We start from the raw sequence: 24,932 nt of genomic DNA on the forward strand, positions 1-24,932 counted from the left end.
TGTCGTGCGCGGCCTGTCTCCGGCTGCTGCCGGGGCCCGGGGCGCGTGTACAGATTCGCCCGTGCGGGCAGGTGAGAGCACTGCGGTGGCCCGGCGTCTTGCGACGGGGGTCACCCCTCCCGTCCGCGGCGGGGGTTAACCCCACCCTTTGCCCCACCCGTGTCCGTCGCAGGCCTGCGTCCCGGAGGAGGCGCGGAGTCGGCCGTTCCCGACGACTCGTCAAGGGCCCCCTCGGTCACGGGCCCGTCAGGACCTACTGGCTCCGGCAGGGACGCCGGCGGCCGAGAAGCCGCCAGAAAGCCCCCCTTCCGGAACCGTCAGAAGTCCCCGTCCCCGAGGAACCCCGTGTCCTCGCCCTCTTCCTCCAGGGCCTGGCGGACGACACGGAGGGCCATGCCCTCGGGGTAGCCCTTGCGGGCGAGCATGCCCGCGAGCCGACGCAGCCGCTTGTCGCGGTCGAGGCCGCGGGTGACACGCAGTTTGCGGGCGACGAGTTCCCGGGCGGTCGCCTCCTCCTGCTCGGAGTCGAGCTGGCCGACCGCGTCCTCGATGAGCCCGGAGTCGACCCCCTTGGTGCGCAGTTCCCTGGCGAGGGCGCGGCGGGCGAGCCCCCGCCCATGGTGCCGGGACTCCACCCAGGCGTCCGCGAAGGCCCCGTCGTCGATGAGCCCGACCTCCTCGAACCGTGACAGCACCTCCTCGGCCACGTCCTCGGGGATCTCGCGCTTGCGCAGCGCGTCCGCGAGCTGCTTGCGGGTGCGCGGGGTCCCGGTGAGCAGGCGCAGGCAGATCGCCCGGGCCCGCTCAGCCGGGTCCCCTGAAGACTCCCCCCGCTCGTCCCTCGCCGAGGAAGGGGCGCCTTCGTCCTCACCGGGCGCGTCCCCGAAGCCGCGCCGCCGCCGGCCGCGCCCACGGCCGCCACCCCGTGCGCCGTGTTCGTCACGCCCGCGGTGCCGGTCGCGCTCGCCGTGCTCGCCGTACCCGTCGTCCCGGTGTCCGTCGTCACCGTCCGGGGCGGAGTCCGGGTAGCCCCCGGCACCCCTCCCCCGTGGGGCAGCGGGGGTGGCGTGCTCGTACTCGGCCCAGTCGGTTCGTCGTGTCACGGGTCAGCTCTTGGCTGTGGCGGCCTTGGGCTTGGTGGCCTTGGCGGCTGCCGGGGCGGACGCCGGCTTTGCGGAGTCCTCGGCCGCCGCGGTGGTGACCGCGTCGGCGCCCGGCTCGGCGGCGGGCTCCTCCGGACGGACCCCCACGCCCAGCTTCTCCTTGATCTTCTTCTCGATCTCGTTGGCGAGGTCGGGGTTGTCCTTGAGGAAGTTCCGCGCGTTCTCCTTGCCCTGGCCGAGCTGGTCGCCCTCGTACGTGTACCAGGCACCGGCCTTGCGCACGAAGCCGTGCTCCACACCCATGTCGATCAGACCGCCCTCGCGGCTGATGCCCTGGCCGTAGAGGATGTCGAACTCGGCCTGCTTGAAGGGCGGCGCGACCTTGTTCTTGACGACCTTGCAGCGGGTGCGGTTGCCGACCGCTTCCGTGCCGTCCTTCAGGGTCTCGATGCGGCGGATGTCGATGCGCACCGAGGCGTAGAACTTCAGGGCCCGGCCACCGGTCGTGGTCTCCGGGGAGCCGAACATCACGCCGATCTTCTCGCGGAGCTGGTTGATGAAGATCGCGGTGGTCTTGGACTGGTTGAGCGCGCTGGTGATCTTCCGCAGCGCCTGGCTCATCAGACGGGCCTGCAGACCGACGTGGCTGTCGCCCATCTCGCCCTCGATCTCCGCACGCGGGACGAGCGCGGCGACGGAGTCGATGACGATGAGGTCGAGGGCACCGGAGCGGACCAGCATGTCCACGATCTCCAGGGCCTGCTCGCCGTTGTCCGGCTGGGAGAGGATCAGGTTGTCGATGTCGACGCCGAGCTTGCGCGCGTACTCGGGGTCGAGGGCGTGCTCGGCGTCCACGAAGGCGACCTGACCGCCGGCCTTCTGCGCGTTCGCCACGGCGTGCAGGGTCAGGGTCGTCTTACCGGAGGACTCCGGTCCGTAGATCTCGACGACACGGCCGCGCGGCAGGCCACCGACGCCGAGGGCGACGTCGAGCGCGGTCGACCCGGTCGGGATGACCTCGATGGGCTCCTTCGACCGCTCGCCCATGCGCATGACCGCGCCCTTGCCGAATTGCCGTTCAATCTGCGCGAGCGCGGCGTCGAGCGCCTTCTCGCGGTCGGTTCCTGCCATGGGTTCCACCCGGTTTGCTTGAGTCGATCGCTTCACGTCAAAGACGCTAACGCCTGCCACTGACAATGCGCCCCGACGCAGGTCCAGCCTGTGGATAACCGCCGGGCATCTCCCCGCGAATCGGGACGTAACCCCCAACCCAAAGCCTCGCCTGAGCCTCCATAAGAATGGATGTTCGATTTTCATGTCAAGCGCACCACGCGGCCCGCGGCCGGGCCGCGAGCGGGGTGTCCTGTGACATCGGACCTTGACCACCCCTCCGCCGGGTTGCCGTGCGGCGGGGAGTCACGCGCGTGATGATCGCGCAGAAAGATCAGTTTTCGCCCCATAGTTCCGCGTGCAGTCAGCTCGCTGATGGGGTGTGCGCCGACGGAGGGATCGCAATGAAGGCTGTGACCGATGCCGGCTTCGAAACCGCGGTACTCAAGAGCGACAAGCCGGTACTCGTCCAGTACTGGGCCCAATGGAGTGATCCCAGCCGCACGTTCTCCCCGGTTGTGCAGGAGATCGCGGCCGAACAGGCGGACAAGCTGGTGACCCTCAAGATGAACGTCGACACCACCCTCTGACCACGGGAGAGCCGCTCACCTCGGGGCTCGGCGGGCGCGTCAGGCCCCTGTCCGGCGCGCTCAGTCTTCGATGGCACGTGACCAGGGTTCGCCGGCACAGGGCACGGGGCGGGCGGAGCGGGACGGCGGCGGCGGACCGGCTCGCCGGCGAGGGCCGCGCCAGCACCCGGCGGACCCGCGACTTCGGTCGCCTGTGACGGCGGGCCGGTCTGCTCCCGGTGGCGTACCGGGAGTGCCTCCGGCCGGACGACGACCCCGTGGGCCGGGCCCGGAAGCCTGGGCCCATGAAGAATCCGCGTGCCGCCGTCGACCGTCTCTGTCACACCACGGGCCTGCTCCTCGTCCTGTCCGGCCTCGTCCACCTGGTGGTGTTCGCGGTCGACGGCGGCCCCTGGGACGGTCCCGTCTCCTGGCGCAAGCCCGTCACCTTCGGGCTCTCGTTCGGAGTGACACTGATGGCGCTCACCTGGGTCACGTCGTACCTGCGGACCGGCGATCGGCTGCGCGCGGCCCTGCTTCTCGTCTTCGCCGCCGACTGCGTGGTGGAGGTGGGCGGCATCACCCTCCAGGCATGGCGCCGGGTGCCCTCGCACCTGAACATGGAGACGCCCTTCGACACGAGCGTGTCCATGACGCTGGCGGTGGGCGGCGGTGTCCTGGCCGCCCTGCTCACCGTCTTCGCCGTCGTGTCCTTCCGGCACCGGCCGACGGGCCCCGCCGGCATGCCGCTCGCCGTCCGTTCCGGTTTCGCGCTGCTGCTGGTGGCACTGGCCTCGGGCGCGGCCATGATCGCGCGCGGGGTCGTCCTGACGCGGACCGGCCACCAAGAGGCCGCCTACCACTCGACGGCCCCGCTCAAGCCGCTGCACGGCGTGAGCCTGCACGCGGTCCTGGTCCTGCCCCTGCTCGCCCGGTCGCTGTCCCTTACGCCCTGGAGCGAGGGGGCACGCCGGCGGATCGTGGCCGTGGCGGCCGGCTGTTACGCGACGGCCGTCGCCGCGGCCGCCCTGTGGGCGGGGCTGACGTACTGAGGCGGCCCCGTCCACAGGGCGGCCCCGGCGGCCGTCAGCCGCCTACGACCGCTCCTGCCCGCCGGGGCGACGCCCGGCCCACAGCCGCCGCATGCGCGTGAGCATCCCGGCACCCCCCTGGTTCCTGCCGCGGTGCCCGTGCACACGGGGGTCGTCCGTGACGGCGTACCGCTTCACGTACGCCCCCAGGAACGCCTGGAGCGTGGCCACCGCCGGAATGGCGATCAGCGCGCCGACCGCTCCCAGCAGCGCGGTGCCCGCGACGACCGAGCCGAAGGCGACCGCCGGATGGATGTCGACGGTCTTGGCGGTCAGCTTGGGCTGGAGCATGTAGTTCTCGAACTGCTGGTAGATCACGACGAAGCCCAGCACCCACACCGCGTACCAGGGGTTGACGGTGAACGCGATCAGCATCGGCAGCGCGCCCGCGAGATACGTCCCGATGGTGGGGATGAACTGCGAGACCAGGCCCACCCAGACGCCGAGCACGGGCGCGTACGGCACCCCCATGGCCTCGAGCAGGATGTAGTGCGCGATCCCGGAGATGAGCGCCATGAGGCCGCGCGAGTACAGATAGCCGCCCGTCTTGTCGACGGCGATCTCCCAGGCGCGCAGCACCTCGGCCTGGCGCGCGGGCGGCAGGACGGAGCACAGGGCGCGGCGCAGCCGGGGGCCGTCCGCGGCGAAGTAGAACGAGAACAGGGCGACCGTCAGCAGCTGGAAGAGCCCGCCGAGCACCTGTGCGGACACGTCGAGGACGCCGGCCGCGCTGTTCTGCACGTATTTGCGCAGCCAGGCGGAGTGCAGCAGCCCCTCCTGGACGTCCACCCGTCTGAGGTCCGTGTGGAACTTCGCGTTGATCCAGTTGATGAGCGAGTCAAGGTATTCCGGGAAGCCCTCGATCATCTTGATGATCTGGCCGGCCAGCATCGAGCCGAGCAGGGTGACGAACCCGGCTGCGACGATGGTCAGCCCGAAGAAGACGAGGAAGGTGGCGAGCCCCCTGCGTATGCCCCGGGCCGCCATCCGGCTCACCGCGGGCTCGATCGCGAGCGCCAGGAAGAACGCGATCAATATGTTGATCAGGAGTCCGGTCAGCTGGTGGAAGGCCCAGCTGCCCAGCTGGAACGCCGCGATCAGCGCGAGCGCGAGCACCATGGCGCGCGGCAGCCAGCGCGGCATCCGGCCGCCCGGCGCGACGGCCTCGGAGAGCGGGGGCCGGCCGGGCGGGGGCGCGGCGGCCGGTGCCGCCCGCCGGGTGGACGGCTCGCCGTCTTCGGTAGTAGGTGCCAGGGGGTCCTCGTCAGTGGGTGCCACGCGCCCAGTCTCGCCCACGCCGCCGACAACCGGCGTCCGCCGGCGATCTTCGTGACAGTTCGGTGCCGTACTGTCGAACAACTCGTCGGCATACCCGACATTCCGGTCGCCCGGTCAGCGCCTCTCACCCGGCACGTTCATGACCGTGCAGATCACGCGCCACACGTCCCGGGCGTCCCAGCCCGCGTCCAGCGCCTGGTGCACCGTGCGTCCGCCCAGTTCCGACATGACGTGATCGCGCGCGAAGGTGTCGGCGTACCCCGGACCGAAGTGATCCGCCATCCGCTGCCAGAAGACCGTCAACCGCATGACTCCAGTATCCCGCCCCTGGGGGTGGGCCCTGCCCGGGAGCGCCTGCCGAGACCGCTTTCCGCCCTACGGTCTGACGCATGGCCGAACTAGGAGCTTCCCCACTCCCCTCCACGCCCCCGGCGCGCTCCCCGCTCTTCCGCGCCGAACAGTTCGTGTGGCTCACCGCGCGCGTGCTGGAACAGCATCTCTTCACGTACCACTTCCTGAACGGCAGCCCGGAGGCGGTGGAAGCGGCACTGGACGCCTACCGCAACGAGGACGGCGGGTACGGGCACGCGTTGGAGCCCGATCTGCGCGGACCGGTCAGCCAGCCCCTGCACACCGCGCACGCACTGCGCGTGCTGGACGCCGTCGGGCGCTGCGGCGGACAGCGGGTGGAGCGCGTCTGCCGCTATCTGACCGCCGTCTCCACCCCCGACGGGGCGCTGCCGGCGATCCACCCCAGCCAGCGCGGGTATCCGACGGCGCCGTTCGTCCCGGTCGTCGACGATCCTCCCAGCGACCTGCTGGCCACCGGGCCGGTGGTCGGGCTGCTCCACCGCAACGAGGTCTGGCACGCCTGGCTGTTCCGGGCCACCGACTACTGCTGGCAGGCGGTGGAGACCCTGGAGAAGTCGCACCCCTACGAGGTGGAGGCCGCCGTGACCTTCCTCGACTCCGTTCCCGACCGCACGCGCGCGGAGGCCGCCGCCGACCGGCTGGGCCGCCTGGTGCGGGAGCAGCGGCTCGCCGTGCTCGATCCGGACCGGCCCGACGCCTTTCCGGTCGCGTCCGGCTATGCCCCGGGCGAGCACCACTTCCCGCACGACTACGCCAAGAGCCCGGACTCGCTCGCGCGCGCGTGGTTCACGGACGAGGAGATGACACGCTCGCTGGACCACCTGGCCGCCGGGCAGCGGGAGGACGGCGGCTGGTCCGTCCGCCGGCGCCGGTGGGCCCCGGCCCCCGCGCTGGAGGCCCGCCCCCGGGTGACGATCGAGGCACTGCGCATCCTGAGGGCCCACGGCCGTTTCGTGGGCTGAGCCGGCCCCGTCCGCGGGCCGTGCCCGGCGCGTCGGCGGACCGGGCCGGCCCCGCTCACCCGCCGACGGCCCGTAGGCCCGCCGTCACCACCACGGCCGCCGCGACGACCAGCAGGAACGGCGCGCGCAGCATCAGTGCCACGGCCGCGGCGCCGAGCCCCGCCGCCCGGGCGTCCAGCACCAGCGTGTGCCCGTCGGCGAACGTCTGCTGGGCCGTGAGCGCCGCGAGCAGCGCGACCGGCAGCAGGGCGGCGAGCCGCCGCACGTACGGCCGCTCCACGGTGTGTGCCGGGACGAGCAGACCGGCGAGCTTGACGGCGTAACAGCCGAGGACGGTCACTCCGATCGCGATCCAGGTGTTCACCGGTCCACCTCCACGCCGTCCGGACCGTCCTGCCCGGCGCGCCCCCGGCGCCGGCCCTCGACGAAGAGCGCGAGCGGGGCCGCCAGCGCCGCCACCAGGACCGGCACACCGGCCGGCAGCACGGGCAGCAGACCGAGGCCCAGCAGGACGGCGAGGCCCGCGACCGCTCGCTCGGTGGCCGTCTTCAGCATCGGCGCGAGCAGCGTCAGGAACACGGCGGGTCCGGCCGCGTCCAGTCCCCACGCGCGCGTGTCCCCGATCGCCTTGGCCCCCAGCGCGCCGAGCAGCGTGGTGAGGTTCCACAGCACGTAAAGGCTGAGGCCGGTGACGGTGAAGCCGATGCGTGCGGCCCGCCGGTTCGGCTGGGCCAGGGTCACCGCCGTGGTCTCGTCGATCACCCACTGGGCGGCGAACGGCCGTACCGCGCGCGGGAGAGCGAGCAGCTGCGACAGCCGCAGCCCGTAGAAGGCGTTGCGTACACCCAGGAAGAACGCGCCGGCCGCGGCCGTGAACGGGTTGCCCCCGGCGGCGAGCGCGCCGACCAGGGCGAACTGGGAGGCGCCGGTGAACACCAGGAGGCTGAGCGCGCAGGTCTGGAGCAGCCCCAGTCCGCTGCCGGCCGAGGTCACCCCGAAGGCGAATCCGGACAGGCCTACGGCGACACCGACCCCGAGGGCGTCCCGTACGACGGCCGCGTCCGGCTTGTCCGCGCCGTCGGCCGTCTGGTCCATGAGTGCTATGTGTTGTGCCACGCCACGGACGGTACGGGCGGCCGTCAGCTCGCGTCTTGTACGTTCTTGCGCTCACCGGGACGCGCGCGCTCGCGCTGGTAGGCACCCGGAGGCACGCCGACGATCCGGGCGAAGTGCCGGTTCAGGTGGGGCTGGTCGGTGAAGCCGACGGCGACGGCCGCCTCGGCGGGGGCGGTCCCCGCGTCCAGCAGCAGCCGGGCGCGGCGCACGCGGGTGTCGGTCAGCCAGGTGTGCGGCGGCATGCCGTAGGCGTCGCGGAACGCCCGCAGCAGGGCGAACGGGCTGGTCCCGAGATCCGTGGCCAGCCGTTCCAGGGTCGGCGGCTCGGCGATCCGCTCCTCCAGCACCGCACGCGCGCGTGACGCGATCCGGGCCCCGGCCGTCCGGGGCCGCCGCTCGGGCAGCGTGCCGCCGTTCAACCGCAGCAGCCGGGTCACGGCCACCCGCAGGAGGGTGTCGGCGGCCAGCGCGTTGCCCTCGTCGGCGGCCCGCAGCACCTGATGGACCAGGCGGACGGTGTAGGGATCGTCGAGGACGGGGCGGGCGAAGCCGGGGGTGCCCCGGAGGGTGGTGGTCTCGGCGGCGATGGCGGCGACCACGTCGGGTGACGGGTAGAGCGCGCCGTACCGCCAGCCCTCGGGCACCCCGGCCCGGCCGGTGTGCGGGGTGTCCGGGTTGACCAGGGCGAGCGCTCCCGCGCCGGCGGAGACGTCGGAGCCGCGGTGGTGGAAGACCTCGACGCCGTCGGCTATGGCCGCGATCACGAAGTTCTCGTGGGTGTGGCGGATGAAGGTCTTGCGGATGTACCGGGCCCGCAGCAGGTCGACCCCGGGCAGTTCCGTGTACCGCCAGTGCCGTGCCCGCTCCCCTGAACCCGCCATACGGCCATTGTCCGTCCGCCCAGCCGGACACCGCACCGGCTCCCACCACCCGAAAACCGGGTCCACCCCCACCACCCGGGAACCGGGTCCGCCCCGCCGGCCCCCTCACCCTGCCGGCCGCCACCGGGCGCGCCACCACGCCCGCTCCGCCGGCGACGCCCAGCCACGCTCGCTTCCCGCCCGGCCACGCCGGCTCCGTCCCGGCCATGCCGGCCCGCGTTCTCGTCCGGCTACGCCAGCGCCTCCCGGCCGGCTCGCGTTCGGCCATGCCCGCTCCCGTTCGGCCCGCACACCGGCCGCCGTAGGCGCACGAGCCGCGGCCAGCCGGGCAAAAATCCCACCCGTGCCCCATATGCCCAGGTCAGGGCGATTGTCAGTGGGCGGGTGCAGGATGGATGCATGGTCAGCTCCGCCCACCGGGCCCTCGACGGCTTCTCCCCCGCGACCCGCGGCTGGTTCACGGGGGCTTTCTCCGCGCCCACCGCGGCCCAGGCAGGCGCGTGGCAGGCCATCAAGGCGGGCTCGGACGTGCTGGTGGTCGCCCCCACCGGCTCGGGCAAGACGCTGGCCGCGTTCCTCGCCGCGCTGGACCAGCTGGCCTCGGCCCCGCCCCCGGCCGACCCGAAGAAGCGCTGCCGGGTGCTGTACGTGTCGCCGCTGAAGGCCCTGGCCGTCGACGTGGAGCGCAACCTGCGCAGCCCCCTGACCGGCATCCGCCAGGAGTCCGTGCGGCTGGGCCTGCCCGAGCCCGAGGTCAGGGTCGGCATCAGGTCAGGCGACACCCCGGCCGCCGAGCGCCGCGCCCTGTCCACCCGCCCGCCGGACATCCTGATCACCACTCCCGAGTCGCTCTTCCTGATGCTGACGTCGGCCACGCGCGACGCGCTGACGGGCGTGGAGACGGTGATCCTGGACGAGGTGCACGCGGTCGCGGGCACCAAGCGCGGCGCACACCTCGCGCTCTCCCTGGAGCGGCTGGACGAGTTGCTGCCGAAGCCCGCCCGCCGCATCGGCCTGTCGGCGACCGTGCGCCCGGTGGACGAGGTGGCCCGCTATCTGTCCCCGCGCCGCAGGGTGGAGATCGTCCAGCCGGAGTCCGGCAAGGAGTTCGACCTCTCCGTGGTCGTCCCGGTCGAGGACATGGGCGAGCTGGGCGGTTCCCCGGCCACCGACGCCGCCGAGGGCGCGGAGAGGCCGTCGATCTGGCCCCATGTGGAGGAGCGGATCACCGACCTGGTCCAAGCCCACCGGTCCACGATCGTGTTCGCCAACTCGCGCCGGCTGGCGGAGCGCCTGTGCAACCGGCTCAACGAGATCGCCTACGAACGCGCGACCGGGGAGACCCTGGACGAGCACCACTCCCCCGCCCAGCTGATGGGCGGCTCGGGCGCGGCCCAGGGCGCACCGCCGGTGATCGCCCGCGCGCACCACGGCTCGGTCTCCAAGGAGCAGCGGGCCCTGGTCGAGGAGGACCTGAAGGCCGGCCGGCTGCCCGCGGTGGTGGCCACCTCCAGTCTCGAACTGGGCATCGACATGGGCGCGGTGGACCTCGTCGTGCAGGTCGAGTCCCCGCCGTCGGTCGCCTCCGGCCTCCAGCGCGTGGGCCGCGCCGGCCACCAGGTGGGCGCGGTCTCCACCGGTGTCGTCTTCCCGAAGTACCGGGGCGACCTGGTCCAGGCGGCGGTGGTCACGGAGCGGATGCGCTCGGGCTCGATCGAGTCGCTGAGGGTGCCCGCGAACCCGCTGGACGTGCTCGCGCAGCAGCTGGTCGCCATGACGGCGCTGGACACCTGGCAGTTCGACGACCTGCTGGCCGCGGTCCGCCGCGCGGCCCCGTTCACCTCGCTGCCCGAGTCGGCGTTCACGGCGACGCTCGACATGCTCGCGGGCCGCTATCCGTCGGACGCGTTCGCTGAGCTGCGCCCGCGCGTGGTGTGGGACCGCGTCACCGGCGAGATCACCGGCCGCCCGGGCGCCCAGCGCCTCGCCGTCACCTCCGGCGGCACGATCCCGGACCGCGGCCTGTTCGGCGTCTTCCTCGCCGGTTCCGACCCCAAGAAGGGCGGCGGCCGGGTCGGCGAACTGGACGAGGAGATGGTCTACGAGTCGCGGGTGGGCGACGTCTTCACGCTCGGCACGAGCTCCTGGCGGATCGAGGACATCACGCGCGACCGCGTCCTGGTCTCGCCCGCTCCGGGCGTGCCGGGCCGGCTGCCCTTCTGGAAGGGTGACCAGCTGGGCCGCCCGCTGGAGCTGGGCCGCGCGGTGGGCGCTTTCCTGCGCGAGGTCGGCTCGCTGTCCAAGGACGACGCCCGGCTGCGGCTGCTGACGGCGGGCCTGGACGCGTGGGCGGCGGACAACGTGCTGTCGTACCTGGGTGAGCAGCGCGAGGCCTGCGGCCACGTCCCGGACGACCGCACGATCGTCGTGGAGCGTTTCCGGGACGAGCTGGGCGACTGGCGGGTCGTCGTCCACTCCCCCTTCGGCGCCCAGGTCCACGCCCCCTGGGCCCTCGCCCTCGGCGCCCGTCTGTCCGAGCGGTACGGCATGGACGCGCAGGTCATGCACGCCGACGACGGCATCGTGCTGCGCCTTCCGGACGCCGATCTGATGGGCCTGGACCTGCTCGACCAGGAGCCGGTGAAGACCGGCACCGAGTACGACAGCGAGCAGGCGCCCGTGGGCGCCGGGGACGTCCTCTTCGACAAGGGCGAGGTCGACCAGATCGTCACCGACCAGGTCGGCGGCTCCGCGCTGTTCGCCTCCCGGTTCCGGGAGTGCGCGGCCCGCGCGCTGCTGCTGCCGCGCCGCAACCCCGGCAAGCGCACCCCGCTGTGGCAGCAGCGCCAGCGGGCGGCCCAGCTGCTCCAGGTGGCCAGCGAGTTCGGCTCGTTCCCGATCGTCCTGGAAGCGGTCCGCGAATGTCTCCAGGACGTCTTCGACGTGCCCGGGCTGGTCGAGCTGATGGGCGACATCGAGTCCCGCAAGGTGCGCCTGGTCGAGGTCACCACCCCGGAGCCGTCCCCGTTCGCCCGCTCCCTGCTCTTCGGATACGTCGCCCAGTTCCTGTACGAGGGCGACTCCCCGCTGGCCGAGCGCCGCGCCGCCGCGCTTTCCCTGGACTCCCGGCTGCTGGCCGAGCTGCTGGGCCAGGCGGAGCTGCGCGAACTGCTCGACGCGGAGGTGCTGACCGAGCTGGAGCGCGAGCTGCAGTGGCTCACCGAGGACCGCCGGGTCAAGGATGTCGAGGGAGTCGCCGATGTGCTCCGGCTGCTGGGCCCGCTGACGGACGCCGAGCTGGTCGCGCGCGGCGCGGACCCGCAGTGGGCGCGAGAGCTGGCCGGGGCCCGCCGGGCCATCAAGGTCCGGATCGCGGGGACCGACCACTGGGCGGCCGTCGAGGACGCGGGCCGGCTGCGCGACGCGCTCGGCACGGCGCTGCCGGTCGGTGTCCCCGAGGCGTTCACCGAACCGGTCAAGGACCCGCTGGGCGACCTCCTCGCCCGGTACGCCCGTACGCACGGCCCGTTCACCTCGGCCACCGCAGCGGGCCGGTTCGGGCTGGGTGTCGCGGTCACCGAAGGTGCCCTGCAGCGGCTCGCGGCGAACGGCCGGGTCGTCCAGGGCGAGTTCCATCCGGCGGGCATCGGCCAGGAGTGGTGCGACGCGGCCGTACTGCGCCGCCTGCGCCGCCGCTCCCTGGCGGCCCTGCGCCATGAGCTGGAGCCCGTGCCGCCGGCCGCGCTCGCCCAGTTCCTGCCGCAGTGGCAGCACATCGGCAAGGGTCACGGTCTGCGCGGTATCGACGGACTGGTGCGCGCCGTCGAGCAGTTGCAGGGCGCGTCCGTACCCGCCTCCGCACTGGAGAAGCTGGTCCTGCCCTCCCGCGTGGCGAACTACACGCCCTCGATGCTCGATGAACTCACCGCCGCGGGTGAGGTGGTGTGGGCCGGCGCGGGTGCCCTGCCCGGCAAGGACGGCTGGGTCTCCCTCTATCTGGCGGACGCGGCCCCGCTGCTGCTCCCGGCACCGCACCCGCTGGAGCTCACCGCGCTCCACCAGTCCGTCCTCGACGCCCTCTCCGGCGGCTACGGTCTGTTCTTCCGGCAGATCGCCGACCAGATCCGCGCCACCACGCACCCCGACGCCACCGACCCCCAACTGGCCGACGCGCTGTGGGACCTGGCCTGGTCCGGCCGGCTCACCAACGACACCCTGACTCCGATGCGTTCCCTGCTGGGTTCCGGCCGTACGGCGGGCTCGACCGCGCACCGTGCCAAGCGTGCCGTCCCGCGCGGGCGGTACGGCTCCCTGACGGCTGCCGCGCGCACCGCCTCCCGCACCGGGCCGCCGACCGTCGCGGGCCGCTGGTCCCTGCTGCCCACCGCCGAGCCGGACGCGACGGTGCGCGCGCACGCGCTGGCCCGGACGCTCCTGGACCGGCACGGCGTGGTCACTCGGGGCGCGGTCGCCGCGGAGGGGGTCGAGGGCGGCTTCTCCGCGGTGTACCGGGTGCTGTCGGTGTTCGAGGAGAGCGGTCAGGCCCGGCGCGGTTACGTGGTCGAGGGGCTGGGCGCGGCCCAGTTCGCGATGGACGGCGCGGTGGACCGGCTCCGCGCGGTGGCGAACGCCCGTGAGCGGTCCCAGGGCCTGCCGGTCCCGGTCGGCCCGGACGGTTTCGGCACCCCGGGTGCGGCGAACGGCTTCGCCGACCAGGGCTTCCCCAACCCCTTCGACGGCACTTACGGCACCCCCCACGGCCACTCCTTCGACGGAGCCGACGGCGGCCTCGCCCACCCCGGTCTGGACGGCGACTTCACATGGCCACCGGAGGACCGTCCCGCCGCCGGCGTCGGCCAGGTCCCCCAGGGCGACCCGTCCGACCCGTTCGCCGCCCCGGGCTACGGCGGTCCACGCGGCGGCGGCACCCCTTACGGCTCGGGCCCTTCCTACGGCTCGGCCGCCTACGGCACGGCCCCGCACCGCGGCTACGGCAATGGCCGGGCGGGGTCCTCCTCGCCCGACCCCCGTGCCGTGGTCCTCGCCGCGGCCGACCCCGCGAACGCGTACGGCTCCGCGCTGCCCTGGCCGGAGCCGCCGACCGGAGCGGGGCACAAGCCGGGCCGCAAGGCGGGCTCGCTGGTCGTCCTGGTGGAGGGCGAGCTGACGCTGTACATGGAGCGCGGCGGCAAGACGCTGCTGGCCTGGCCCACCACCGCGGACACCGCCGCGACGGACGACGCCCGCCTGCGTACGGCCGCCGAGGCGCTGGCCGCGGCGGCCCGTGCGGGCTCGCTCGGCACGGTCACGGTCGAGCGGATCAACGGCGCCCAGGCCCTGACCTCCCCGACAGGCACCCTCCTGGAGGCCGCAGGATTTGTGGCGACGCCACGCGGCCTGCGCCTGAGAGCATGACCGGCCACCAACACCGGCACCGGCACCGGCACCGGCACCGGCACCGGTCCACCGTGGCACTCTTGACGCATGCCCGAAGGTGACACCGTCTGGCAGGCGGCGCGGCGGCTGCACGAAGCCCTCACGGGTAAGGCGCTGACGCTCAGCGACTTCCGTGTGCCCAAGTACGCGACGGTCGACCTGTCCGGCCGCAGGGTGCTGAGCACGATCCCGCGCGGCAAGCACCTGCTCACCCGCTTCGAGGGTGGTCTGACCCTGCACACCCATCTGCGCATGGAGGGCGCGTGGAAGGTGTTCGGCACGGGCGAGCGCTGGCGGGGCGGACCGGCGTACCAGATCCGGGCGATCCTGGGCACCGTGGACCGCACGGCCGTCGGCTACCGGCTGCAGGTCCTGGAGCTGCTGCGCACCACCGAGGAGGAGCAGGTCGTCGGCCATCTGGGCCCCGACCTGCTCGGCCCGGACTGGGACCCCGAGCTCGCCCTGGCCAACGTACTCGCGGACCCCGCCCGCCAGCTCGGCGAGGCCCTGCTCGACCAGCGCAATCTGGCCGGCATCGGCAACGTCTACAAGAGCGAGATGTGCTTTCTGCTCGGCGTGACGCCCTGGCTGCCGGCCGGGGCGCTCCCGGCGGACCGCGCCGAGAAACTGCCCGGCCTGGCCAAGCGGCTCCTGGAGGCGAACCGCGACCGCCCCGTCCGGCAGACCACGGGCCTGCACCGGCACGACCTGTTCGTCTACGGCCGCGCATCCCGCCCCTGCCTGCGCTGCCACACCCCTGTCCGGGTGGCCGACCAGGGCGACGGCACCCAGGAACGTCCCACCTACTGGTGCCCCACCTGCCAGACGGGCCCCGCTCCAGCGGCCGGCTCACCCCAGCGCTGGCGCGACCGCTACCCCCGCCGCACCGGCTGACCACCCGGCACCTCGGACCACCGACACCCCGGCCCTCCCGCGCCCCCGACCACACACGCCCCGGACCACCCGGCACCTCGGACCCCCGCACTCCGAACCACCCGACGCCTCGGCACGGCCACGGACCCGGCCCGCCCGCCCGTGCGACCGCAAACCCGCCCCACCAATTGACGACCCGTCAGAAATGCTCGTACCGTCCCCGCATGGCCCTCACCGCGTACGACCTCACCGGACGCACCGCCTTCGTCACCGGAGCCGCCGGCGGCATCGGCCGGGCCTCCGCCGTACTGCTCGCCGAGGCGGGCGCGACGGTGCACTGCGCCGACCGCGACGCGGACGGCCTGGACGGCACGGCCGCGTTGATCAAGGACTGCGGCGGCACGGCCCGTGTGCACGTCCTCGACGTCACCGACCGGCCCCGGCTGGCCGAGGCGGTCCGCTCCTGCGAGCGGCTGGACGTGCTGGCGGCGATCGCGGGGATCATGCACAGCAGCCCGGTGCTGGAGACCCGGGACGAGGATCTCGACCGGGTACTGAACATCAACTTCAAGGGTGTGCTGTACGCCTGCCAGGAGGCGGCCCGGCTGATGCTCGCCCGGGGGACCCGCGGCAGCATCGTCACCATGGCCTCCGGCGCGGTCGACACAGGCGGCGCCGGGCTGCTCTGCTACGGCGCGGCCAAGGCGGCCGTGGTGCAGCTGACCAAGACGCTCGCCACCGAGGTGGGCCCGCGGGGCATCCGGGTCAACGCGATCGCGCCGGGCTGGATCCGCACGCCCATGACCGACCGTCACGACCGCGAGGCACAGGCGCACACCGAGGCCGCGATGACCCGGATGACACCGCTGGGCCGGGTCGGCGAACCGGACGACGTCGCGCACGCGGTGCTCCATCTGGCGTCGGACGCCTCGGGGTTCACGACGGGTCAGATACTTCGCCCGAACGGGGGTGTGGCGATGCCCTGGTGACGCCGTCGGCCCGCCAGGCGTCGCCCCAGCGTCCCGCCGGAACGGCTCCGGTCGCACTCCTCTTGGGCACGCAGTGCACGGGCAGCAGGCTCAGCCCCCAGCCACCGGCCGCGACGGCCCCCTCCAGTACGCCCGGGCCCTGCCCGGCGGCGAGCCGCAGCACGACCCACCACCACGCCGCCCCGAGACCGAGGGCTAGCCCCCGACGCACTATCCGCCCCACCATGCCCGCCACCACCTCCAGCCGGACGCTAGACCGTCGCCTGTCCCGCACGGGAGGCGCACCACGGGCTCACGGATGCAACGCCGGACCACTCACCCCCGGGAACAGCGGTTCACCCTCGGCCGCCCGCCGGGCCCGCTACGCGTTCTCCGCCTGGAACATCCAGTGGTGCTTCTCCAGCTCGGCGGTGATCTGGATGAAGATGTCCTGGGACACGGGGTCCGGCTCCGCGGTCGCGTCCACCCGCTCCCGCATCCGGACGATCACCGAACCGAGCGCGTCCACCATGGTCGAGACCGCGTCCGTGTCCTTGATCCAGCCCGCCGGAGTGGGCTTGATGCCGCTGCCGGAGGCCACCGTGGCGGCGCGCCCGTCGGGCGGTACGCCCAGCGCCGAGGCCCGCTCGGCCACCGTGTCCGAGTGGGCGCGGGCGGAGGCGACGACCTCGTCGAGCTGGAGGTGGATGGAGCGGAAGCGGGGGCCGACTATGTTCCAGTGGATCTGCTTGGCGGCCAGCGAGAGGTCCACCAGGTCGACGAGGGCGCCCTGGAGCGCCTCGGCCACCGTCTTCAGATCCGCGTCGGCCAACGAGCTCTTCACGATGTACATCCGCTTCCTCCGGTACTTCGGCGCCGTCACGTCCCTCCCACGATGACCGCACCGCACCACACCGGCAAATGGGCGGTAGGCGGACATGAGGTGGCGGCGGAAAGACGAAAGCCCCGGCCGGGCCTTCCAGGTCTCCCTGGGAAGCCGGCCGGGGCCTCATTCGTCTGGGGTCGTCAGGCCGCTCGCGCGAACCTCACGCGGCGACCACGTCCACGGCCTCCGCGGGCGCCTTGATGGTCACCCGTTCCGGAGGCACTCCCGCCACCGACACGGCACCCAGCATCGGTCGGACCGGCGTGGGTACGGGCTCGGTGGCCGCGGCGGACTGGGCCAGTTCGGCGAGCGCCAGCTCGTCGCTCACCTCTCGCATGAGTTCCGACATCCGTACGTCCAGCGCGTCGCAGATGGCGGAGAGCAGCTCGGAGGAAGCCTCCTTCTGCCCCCGCTCCACCTCGGAGAGATAGCCGAGTGAGACTCGGGCGGACGAGGAGACTTCGCGCAGAGTACGGCCCTGGCGTTGGCGCTGCCGACGCAGCACGTCACCCAGCAGGCGACGGAGCAGAATCATCGGTGGCTCCCTCCTCGGACCGCGTAGCCGCATCCTTCTCGCCCCACCGTACCGCCTCGCGCCGCGGCCGTGCGGGGAGCGATGTCGTGTTCACTCAGGGCTGCAAACATCAAAACCCCCCGTTCCGTTCCGTATCCTGTGCCCGCTCATTCCCGGTCTGTTCGCCCGCAAGCTGCTGAAGGAGCACTGCGAGTACGCTCCGTACACTCTCCATACGAATTTCCGCACGGCTGCCGTTCAACCGCAGAGCCTCGACTTTTCCGCCACCGGCAGAACCTGCCCGGGCGGTGAGGGGGCCGTCCACGGCCACGTAGACCGTCCCGACGGGCTGGCCGTCCTGGGGATCGGGGCCGGCGACCCCGGTGGTCGCGATGCCCCAGTCGGCACCCAGGGCCTTGCGGACTCCGGCTGCCATCTGGCCCGCGACCTGCGGATCCACCGCTCCGCGCTGGGCCAGCAGGGTGGCGTCGACACCCAGCAGCTCGTGCTTCAGCTCGGTGGCGTAGGCGGTGACCGAGCCCCGGAACACCCGGGACGCTCCGGGTACCCCGGTGATCTCCGCCGCTACCAGGCCACCGGTGAGCGACTCGGCGACGGCGAGGGTCTCGCCCCTCACGGTCAGTAGTCGCACCAGTTCGGTGGCCACGGAATTCACGCTTCCTTCTCCTCCAACGCCGCAGCGCGCTCGGCGATTCCCCGCCGGCGCAGCACAATGGCTTGTCTTACGTAGTCGAGGCCCGTCGCGACCGTGAGGACGACCGCCGCGGCCATCACCCAGAACCTCAGGGTGGCCAGCCATCCCGTCAGTGCCAGGACGTACATCCCGACGGCCACGCCCTGGGTGAGCGTCTTCAGCTTGCCGCCCCGGCTGGCGGGGATCACGCCGTAGCGGATGACCAGGAAACGCAACAGGGTGATGCCGAGTTCCCGGCCGAGGATCACGGCCGTCACCCACCACGGCAGATCGCCCAGGCCCGACAGACAGACGAGCGCCGCCCCCATGATCGCCTTGTCGGCGATGGGGTCGGCGATCTTCCCGAAGTCGGTGACCAGGTTGTAGGTGCGCGCCAGATGCCCGTCGAACAGGTCGGTGATCATGGCGACGGCGAAGGCCGCCCAGGCCAGCGAGCGCCAGGCCGGGTCGTACCCGCCGTCCGCCAGCATCAGCGCGACGAAGCCGGGCACCAGGAGCAGCCGGAGCATCGTCAGCAGATTGGCTACGTTCCAGACGCTTGCCTGGTTGACGGCCGCGGCCGCGATCTTGGCGCCGCGCGGTGCCCTGCCGGCGCTCTCGGGGCCCGACGCAGAACCGGAGACCTCGGACCGGGCGCCGTCGGAAGCGGCGGCGGAGCTCCGGGCGCCCTGCGCGCCGGAGGAGCCGCCCGCGGCGGATGCCGGGACTCCGGTCATCTGCCCGCCTCCTCACTACACGCGAGCGAGCCGGTCAGCGGCTCGGCCACCAGGTCGACGCCTTCCGTGCCGACCACCTTCGCCTCGACCATACGTCCGACGCTCAGGCCCTCGCCGCTCGTGAGCCGCACCTGGCCATCGGTCTCCGGCGCCTGGTGGGCCGCGCGGCCGCAGACGCCTTCCTCCTCGTCCACGGACTCCACCAGGACCCGCACGGTCTCGCCCATGCGCTCCTCCGCGCGCTGCGAGACGAGTTCCTCGGCCAGCCGGGAGATGTGGGCCAGGCGCTCGGCGACGACGTCCTCGTCCAGCTTGTCGTCGTACGTCGCCGCTTCCGTGCCCTCCTCGTCGGAGTAGCCGAAGACGCCGATGGCGTCGAGCCGGGCGCCGTTCAGGAAGCGCTCCAGTTCGGCCAGGTCGGACTCGGTCTCGCCGGGGAAGCCGACGATGAAGTTGGAGCGGACCCCGGCCTCGGGGGCCTTGCTCCGGATGGTGTCGAGCAGTTCCAGGAACCGGTCGGTGTCACCGAAGCGGCGCATGGCGCGCAGCACGCCGGGGGCGGAGTGCTGGAAGGACAGGTCGAAGTACGGGACGACCTTGGGCGTCGAGGTCAGTACGTCGATGAGGCCGGGGCGCATCTCGGCCGGCTGCAGGTAGCTCACCCGCACCCGCTCGATGCCGTCGACCTCGGCCAGCTCCGGCAGCAGGGACTCCAGCAGGCGGATGTCGCCGAGGTCCTTGCCGTAGGAGGTGTTGTTCTCGGAGACGAGCATGACCTCCCGCACGCCCTGCTCGGCCAGCCAGCGGGTCTCGTTGAGAACGTCGCTGGGGCGGCGGGAGATGAAGGAGCCGCGGAAGGAGGGGATGGCGCAGAAGGAGCAGCGCCGGTCGCAGCCCGAGGCCAGCTTGACCGAGGCGACCGGGGAGCCGTCCAGCCGGCGGCGCAGGGGCGCGCGCGGGCCGGAGGCGGGCGCGACGCCCTCGGGGAGGTCAACCGGGCCGTGGCCGGGCAGCGCGACCGAGGCGGCCGTCTCCTGCCGCTCGGCCGGGCTGATCGGCAGCAGCTTGCGGCGGTCACGAGGGGTGTGGGCGGCGTGGATGCCGCCGGACAGGATGGTCTGCAGGCGGTCGGAGATGTCCGCGTAGTCGTCGAAGCCGAGCACGCCGTCGGCCTCGGGCAGCGCCTCCGCCAGCTCCTTGCCGTACCGCTCGGCCATGCAGCCCACCGCCACGACGGCCTGGGTTCTGCCATGATCCTTGAGGTCGTTGGCCTCCAGGAGGGCGTCGACGGAGTCCTTCTTCGCGGCCTCCACGAAGCCACAGGTGTTGACCACGGCGACGTCGGCGTCCGCGGCGTCCTCGACGAGCTGCCAGCCGTCCGCCTCCAAACGGCCTGCGAGCTCCTCGGAATCCACCTCGTTACGAGCGCAGCCGAGAGTGACGAGTGCGACGGTACGGCGTTCAGGCATGGGCTCAAGACTACTTTGTCTCGCTGACAGCCCACGTCGACGGGGTTGGCCGATTGTGGCCGACTCCGTCACATCCCGGTCCGCCGGGTGTGGCCCGTCAGCCGGCCACGGGGTCGCCCTTGGTGTAGGTGAGGCGCTCCACCGCGCCGGGCCGGAAGGTGTCCTCGATCTTCTTGCCGTTGACGTACAGCTCGATCGCGCCCGCGTCGCCGAGGATCAGGTTGATCTTCGCGCTGTCCTGGAAGGTTTTGGACTGGCCCTTCTTCAGCAGCCCGTCGAAGAGCATCCGGCCGTTGTGGTCCTTGGCCGAGATCCAGCTGCGTCCGTTGGGCGCGCTGACCTGGACGGTCACCTTGTCCTGGGGTGCGGCGGCGATGGCGCTGTCGGAGGGCTCGCCGGTCGGCACGACCGACTTGTCCTTCTTCGGCGTGGGCGAGGCGGACTTGCCGACGGTGGGCGTGGTGCCCTCGGCGACCTGCGACTTGGAGTCGCCGGAGCTGTCCCCGCCCTTGAACGCGGTGAATCCGACGAATCCGATCACGACGACGATCGCGGCCACCATCGCCGCGGTCCAGTTCGGGCCACGACGCTCGGGCCGGATCCGCTCCGCCTCGAACAGAGGTGCGGCAGGAGTGGGCGCGGGACGGCCACCGTGCTCGGTGTCGTACTGGGTGATCAGCGGCTCGGGATCGAGGTGGACGGCCCTGGCCAGGGTGCGGATGTGCCCACGGGCGTAGACGTCGCCGCCGCAGGGGGCGAAGTCGTCCGCCTCGATGGCGTGCACGATGGCGATACGGACACGAGTGGCACTGCTGACGTCGTCCACGGTGAGCCCGGCCGCGATCCGCGCCTGCTGAAGGACGCGACCGACGGAGGGTCGGGCTTCCTGGGACTCGTCTCGGAACGGACGCTCGTCTTCAGGGGAGTTGCCGATGGACACGGGGGCGCCTTTCGAGCGTGTAGCCACCTGTGCTGGAAGCTCAGTCTAGGGGGGTGACGAAAGGGTGGGGCAACCGGACGGTATGACTTTCTACGCCATGGGTATGGCCTGACATGCCGATGGTCGGACAAGCAGGTACCCCAGGGTGGGACCCTTACCTGTCCTTTCGCTCAACTGGACGTACGACAAAGGGAAACGGTTGCCCGACGCTCTCTAACGGGTGTGTCACGACGGTGCGGCCACCCGGCGTAACGGCTCCGCCGGACGGCCGTGTGCGTCACCCCTCAGACTCCCCACGAATCACCGCGAGCACGCCGTCCAGCTCATCAGCCTTCACAAGAACGTCACGGGCCTTGGAGCCCTCGCTCGGCCCCACGATGTTGCGGGACTCCATGAGGTCCATGAGCCGCCCGGCCTTGGCGAAGCCGACGCGCAGCTTGCGCTGGAGCATGGACGTCGAACCGAACTGGGTGGAGACGACCAGCTCGGCCGCCTGGCACAGCAGGTCGAGGTCGTCGCCGATGTCCTCGTCGATCTCCTTCTTCTGCTTGGTGCCCACGGTGACGTCGTCCCGGAAGACGGGCGCCATCTGGTCCTTGCAGTGCTGGACGACGACCGCGACCTCCTCCTCGGTCACGAACGCGCCCTGCATACGGGTCGGCTTGTTCGCGCCCATCGGGAGAAAGAGGCCGTCGCCCTTGCCGATCAGCTTCTCGGCGCCGGGCTGGTCGAGGATGACCCGGGAGTCCGCCAGCGAGGAGGTGGCGAAGGCCAGCCGGGAGGGCACGTTGGCCTTGATCAGACCGGTGACCACGTCGACCGACGGGCGCTGGGTGGCGAGCACCAGGTGGATGCCGGCCGCGCGCGCGAGCTGCGTGATGCGCACGATCGCGTCCTCGACGTCCCGCGGGGCGACCATCATCAGGTCGGCGAGCTCGTCGACGATCACCAGCAGGTAGGGGTAGGGCTGCAGCTCCCGCTCGCTGCCCTCCGGCGGCTTGACCTTGCCCTCGCGCACGGCACGGTTGAAGTCGTCGATGTGCCGGTAGCCGTACGCGGCGAGGTCGTCGTAGCGCAGGTCCATCTCGCGGACCACCCACTGCAGCGCCTCGGCGGCCCGCTTGGGGTTGGTGATGATCGGCGTGATCAGGTGCGGGATGCCCTCGTAGGCGGTCAGCTCGACCCGCTTGGGGTCGACGAGGATCATCCGGACGTCCTCCGGGGTCGCCCGCATCATCACCGAGGTGATCAGACAGTTGATGCAGGAGGACTTGCCGGAGCCCGTCGCACCGGCGACCAGCATGTGCGGCATCTTCGCGAGCGAGTGCATGACGTACCCGCCCTCGACGTCCTTGCCGAAGGCGACCAGCATCGGGTCGTCGTCCTCGGCGGACTCCGCGAGGCGCAGCACGTCGCCGAGGTTGACCATCTCCCGGTCGGTGTTCGGGATCTCGATGCCGACCGCGGACTTGCCGGGGATGGGGCTGATGATCCGCACGTCCGGGCTGGCGACGGCGTAGGCGATGTTCTTGGTCAGCGCGGTGATCCGCTCGACCTTCACGGCGGGACCGAGCTCTACCTCGTAGCGGGTGACCGTCGGGCCGCGGGTGAAGCCGGTGACGGCCGCGTCGACCTTGAACTCGGTGAAGACCTGGGTGAGCGAGGCGACGACCGCGTCGTTGGCGGCACTGCGCGCCTTGCCGGGGCCGCCGCGCGTGAGCAGGTCCAGGGACGGCAGGGCGTAGGTGATGTCCCCGGAGAGCTGGAGTTGTTCCGCGCGCGCGGGCAGGTCGCGGGGCTCCTCGGGGGCCTTCTTGGTCAGGTCGGGGACGGGCCCGGACGAGAGCCTCTCCTGCTTGGGGCGGGCCGCCGGCGCCGGGACCGGTGGGCGCTCGGGGGCCGGCGAGGGCACCGGGGTGGTGTCCTCCCGCTCGCCCGCCCCGACCCCTTGCGTGAGGTCGGCGACCAGCGGGGACGGCGGCATGCCGTGCATCACGGCGCCGTCGAGCGCGGCGGCGGCCGCCGCGGCGACGTCCACGGCGTCCATCTGGCGCTGCGGATCCGGCTGGGGCACCGCGGAGCGCCTGGGGCGCCCGCGACGCTGCGAGAGGGCCTCCTCCTCCGCGCTGTCGTGGTCGTACGCCTGCGGGGCGCCGGAGCGCCTGCGCGGGCGGGCGGGCGTGGCCTCGCGCCACGGCTCGTCGTAGTACTCGGGGTCGCCGTCGAACCGGTCGGCCTCGTGGTCGTGCAGCACGCCCAGGTGGACGCCGAGTTTCCGCAGCCGCTGCGGGATGGCGTTGACCGGGGTGGCGGTCACCACGAGCAGACCGAAGATCGTCAGCAGTACCAGCAGAGGTACGGCGAGGACCGCGGTCATGGTGTACGTCAGCGGGGTGGCCGCCGCCCAGCCGATGAGACCGCCGGCGTCTCTTATGCCCTGCATGCCGTCGCTGCGCGCGGGCGCGCCGCAGGCGATGTGGACCTGGCCGAGCACGCCGACGACGAGCGCGGACAGGCCGATCACGATCCGTCCGTTGGCCTCCGGCTTCTCCGGGTGCCGCACGAACCGTACGGCGATCACCGCGAGCAGTATCGGCACCAGCAGGTCGAGCCGGCCGAAGGCGCCGGTGACCAGGATCTCCACCAGGTCACCGACGGGCCCCCGCAGATCCGCCCAGGTGCCCGCGGCGACGATCAGCGCGATGCCGAACAGCAGCAGCGCGACGCCGTCCTTGCGGTGGGCGGGGTCGAGGTTCTTCGCGCCCTGCCCTATGCCGCGGAAGACGGCGCCGACGGCGTGCGCGAGGCCGAGCCAGAGGGCGCGCACGAGCCGGTACACGCCCCCGGTGGGGCTGGGTGCCGGCTTCGGCGGCGCGGACTTCTTCGCCGCGGCCTTTCTGGCGGGCGCCTTCTTGGCCGGGGCCTTCTTCGCGGCGGCCTTCTTCGCCGGAGCCTTCGCGGGAGCCGCCGCCTTCTTGGCGGGCTGCTTCTTGGCTGCGGAGGGACGTGAGGCCATGGGTGTGAGGTTACCGGGGGAGACGACAGTGGACACGCGTGCCCACGGCTTCACCCGTTCGTGTCGTGCCTGCCGAGGACCGGAACTGACGCACACTCATCCGCAACCGCGCCCCGCGGCTACGTCAGTTCGGCGCCGGCACCGAGGCGGCGCCGCCACCAGCGCCCGGCTCCAGGGCGTCGAGCGCACGGCGCAATCCGGTGAGTTTGCGCTCCAGATGGGCCGCCGTGGCCACCGCCGCCGCGTCCGCGGAGTCGTCGTCCAGCTGCTTGGACAGCGCCTCGGCCTGCTCCTCGACGGCCGCGAGCCGCGCGGACAGCTCGGCGAGCAGCCCGGCCGACTCCTTGCCGGCGGCTCCGCCCTTGCCGCCGCCCTCCAACTGCAGCCGCAGCAGTGCCGCCTGCTCACGCAGCTGGCAGTTCTTCATGTACAGCTCGACGAACACCGAGACCTTCGCCCGCAGCACCCACGGGTCGAACGGCTTGGAGATGTAGTCCACCGCGCCCGCCGCGTAGCCCCGGAAGGTGTGGTGGGGGCCGTGGTTGATCGCGGTGAGGAAGATGATCGGGATGTCCCGGGTCCGCTCGCGCCGCTTGATGTGCGCGGCGGTCTCGAACCCGTCCATGCCCGGCATCTGGACGTCCAGCAGAATGACCGCGAAATCGTCCGTGAGCAGTGCTTTGAGCGCTTCCTCCCCGCTCGATGCCCGCACCAGCGTCTGATCGAGCGCAGAGAGGATGGCCTCCAGCGCCAGCAGATTCTCCGGCCGGTCATCGACCAGGAGGATCTTGGCCTTCTGCACCATGGCCCGCCCTCCTCGCCCCGGCGGTACACCGGGCGCCGCCCCAGGGGACGACTCCCTTTCGCCGCCCGTCCTTGTGCCGGTCATCGTAGCCGCACCCCGCCTGTCGCCACAC

20 protein-coding genes and 1 pseudogene are annotated in these 24,932 nt (G+C 72.4%); 6 read left to right on the top strand and 15 right to left on the bottom strand.

Going from position 1 to position 24,932, the window contains the following annotated elements; all coding sequences use genetic code 11:
- Positions 1 to 317: 317 nt before the first annotated feature.
- Both recX and recA read right to left on the bottom strand, forming a co-directional pair.
- Positions 318 to 1,103, bottom strand: coding sequence for a recombination regulator RecX (recX, locus tag FHS34_RS27225; RefSeq protein ID WP_184970070.1), 786 nt, complete (start codon positions 1,101 to 1,103; stop codon positions 318 to 320).
- Positions 1,104 to 1,106: 3 nt separating this feature from the next.
- Positions 1,107 to 2,234, bottom strand: a complete 1,128-nt coding sequence (gene recA, locus FHS34_RS27230; RefSeq protein WP_184970072.1) for a recombinase RecA — start codon at positions 2,232 to 2,234, stop codon at positions 1,107 to 1,109.
- Positions 2,235 to 2,530: 296 nt separating this feature from the next.
- Here recA and FHS34_RS27235 point away from each other — a divergent pair, with 296 nt between their 5' ends.
- Complete coding sequence (locus FHS34_RS27235; protein ID WP_225817632.1) at positions 2,531 to 2,803, top strand: thioredoxin family protein; 273 nt, start codon at positions 2,531 to 2,533, stop codon at positions 2,801 to 2,803.
- Between the two features lie 284 nt (positions 2,804 to 3,087).
- Positions 3,088 to 3,834, top strand: a complete 747-nt coding sequence (locus tag FHS34_RS27240; RefSeq protein WP_184970074.1) for a hypothetical protein — start codon at positions 3,088 to 3,090, stop codon at positions 3,832 to 3,834.
- A gap of 42 nt (positions 3,835 to 3,876) precedes the next feature.
- Here FHS34_RS27240 and FHS34_RS27245 read toward each other — a convergent pair whose 3' ends face one another.
- Entirely contained in the window at positions 3,877 to 5,127 is a 1,251-nt protein-coding gene (locus FHS34_RS27245; RefSeq protein WP_184970149.1) for an AI-2E family transporter, read from the bottom strand.
- A gap of 138 nt (positions 5,128 to 5,265) precedes the next feature.
- Positions 5,266 to 5,460 (bottom strand): DUF3046 domain-containing protein, encoded by a 195-nt coding sequence (locus FHS34_RS27250; RefSeq protein ID WP_184970076.1) that lies wholly within the window; start codon positions 5,458 to 5,460, stop codon positions 5,266 to 5,268.
- Between the two features lie 80 nt (positions 5,461 to 5,540).
- Here FHS34_RS27250 and FHS34_RS27255 point away from each other — a divergent pair, with 80 nt between their 5' ends.
- On the top strand, positions 5,541 to 6,485 hold the full coding sequence (locus FHS34_RS27255; protein WP_184970078.1) for a hypothetical protein: 945 nt from the start codon (positions 5,541 to 5,543) through the stop codon (positions 6,483 to 6,485).
- A gap of 55 nt (positions 6,486 to 6,540) precedes the next feature.
- Here the strand turns inward: FHS34_RS27255 and FHS34_RS27260 are convergent, their stop codons facing one another.
- The 3 genes and pseudogenes from FHS34_RS27260 to FHS34_RS27270 all read right to left on the bottom strand — a co-directional run.
- Positions 6,541 to 6,849, bottom strand: a complete 309-nt coding sequence (locus FHS34_RS27260; protein ID WP_184970080.1) for an AzlD domain-containing protein — start codon at positions 6,847 to 6,849, stop codon at positions 6,541 to 6,543.
- Positions 6,846 to 7,580 (bottom strand): AzlC family ABC transporter permease, encoded by a 735-nt coding sequence (locus FHS34_RS27265; RefSeq protein WP_184970151.1) that lies wholly within the window; start codon positions 7,578 to 7,580, stop codon positions 6,846 to 6,848. The genes FHS34_RS27260 and FHS34_RS27265 overlap by 4 nt, the downstream gene beginning before the upstream one ends.
- Positions 7,581 to 7,630: 50 nt before the next feature.
- Positions 7,631 to 8,482, bottom strand: a pseudogene (locus FHS34_RS27270) (AraC family transcriptional regulator); the annotation flags it as partial.
- A gap of 399 nt (positions 8,483 to 8,881) precedes the next feature.
- Between FHS34_RS27270 and FHS34_RS27275 the strand changes: the two are divergent.
- From FHS34_RS27275 to FHS34_RS27285, 3 genes are all read left to right on the top strand, one after another.
- Positions 8,882 to 13,897, top strand: a complete 5,016-nt coding sequence (locus tag FHS34_RS27275; RefSeq protein ID WP_184970085.1) for an ATP-dependent helicase — start codon at positions 8,882 to 8,884, stop codon at positions 13,895 to 13,897.
- 69 nt (positions 13,898 to 13,966) lie between these two features.
- The gene (locus tag FHS34_RS27280) at positions 13,967 to 14,812 is read left to right on the top strand and encodes an Fpg/Nei family DNA glycosylase (RefSeq protein WP_184970087.1); all 846 of its coding nucleotides are present in this window, start codon (positions 13,967 to 13,969) and stop codon (positions 14,810 to 14,812) included.
- A 203-nt stretch (positions 14,813 to 15,015) separates the two neighbouring features.
- A complete protein-coding gene (locus FHS34_RS27285) occupies positions 15,016 to 15,780 on the top strand; it encodes an SDR family NAD(P)-dependent oxidoreductase (RefSeq protein WP_184970089.1) in 765 nt (254 codons plus the stop codon).
- 361 nt (positions 15,781 to 16,141) lie between these two features.
- On the opposite strand, the gene FHS34_RS27290 is transcribed toward FHS34_RS27285, so the two are convergent.
- From FHS34_RS27290 to FHS34_RS27325, 8 genes are all read right to left on the bottom strand, one after another.
- Positions 16,142 to 16,612: a Dps family protein gene (locus FHS34_RS27290; RefSeq protein WP_184970091.1), complete on the bottom strand. Its 471-nt coding sequence runs from the start codon at positions 16,610 to 16,612 to the stop codon at positions 16,142 to 16,144.
- Between the two features lie 193 nt (positions 16,613 to 16,805).
- Entirely contained in the window at positions 16,806 to 17,180 is a 375-nt protein-coding gene (locus FHS34_RS27295; RefSeq protein WP_184970092.1) for a helix-turn-helix domain-containing protein, read from the bottom strand.
- A gap of 109 nt (positions 17,181 to 17,289) precedes the next feature.
- On the bottom strand, positions 17,290 to 17,835 hold the full coding sequence (locus FHS34_RS27300; protein ID WP_184970094.1) for a CinA family protein: 546 nt from the start codon (positions 17,833 to 17,835) through the stop codon (positions 17,290 to 17,292).
- The gene (gene pgsA, locus FHS34_RS27305) at positions 17,832 to 18,590 is read right to left on the bottom strand and encodes a CDP-diacylglycerol--glycerol-3-phosphate 3-phosphatidyltransferase (RefSeq protein WP_184970096.1); all 759 of its coding nucleotides are present in this window, start codon (positions 18,588 to 18,590) and stop codon (positions 17,832 to 17,834) included. Before pgsA ends, FHS34_RS27300 begins: the two co-directional genes overlap by 4 nt.
- The gene (gene rimO, locus FHS34_RS27310; RefSeq protein ID WP_184970098.1) at positions 18,587 to 20,059 is read right to left on the bottom strand and encodes a 30S ribosomal protein S12 methylthiotransferase RimO; all 1,473 of its coding nucleotides are present in this window, start codon (positions 20,057 to 20,059) and stop codon (positions 18,587 to 18,589) included. The genes pgsA and rimO overlap by 4 nt, the downstream gene beginning before the upstream one ends.
- A 97-nt stretch (positions 20,060 to 20,156) precedes the next feature.
- Positions 20,157 to 20,999 (bottom strand): helix-turn-helix domain-containing protein, encoded by an 843-nt coding sequence (locus FHS34_RS27315; protein WP_184970101.1) that lies wholly within the window; start codon positions 20,997 to 20,999, stop codon positions 20,157 to 20,159.
- A 277-nt stretch (positions 21,000 to 21,276) separates the two neighbouring features.
- Entirely contained in the window at positions 21,277 to 24,015 is a 2,739-nt protein-coding gene (locus FHS34_RS27320) for a DNA translocase FtsK (protein WP_184970103.1), read from the bottom strand.
- A 124-nt stretch (positions 24,016 to 24,139) separates the two neighbouring features.
- Positions 24,140 to 24,820, bottom strand: a complete 681-nt coding sequence (locus tag FHS34_RS27325) for a response regulator (protein WP_184970105.1) — start codon at positions 24,818 to 24,820, stop codon at positions 24,140 to 24,142.
- Positions 24,821 to 24,932: the final 112 nt, after the last annotated feature.

The sequence above is a fragment of the Streptomyces echinatus genome, assembly GCF_014203595.1.
Taxonomy (GTDB): Bacteria; Actinomycetota; Actinomycetes; order Streptomycetales; family Streptomycetaceae; genus Streptomyces; species Streptomyces echinatus.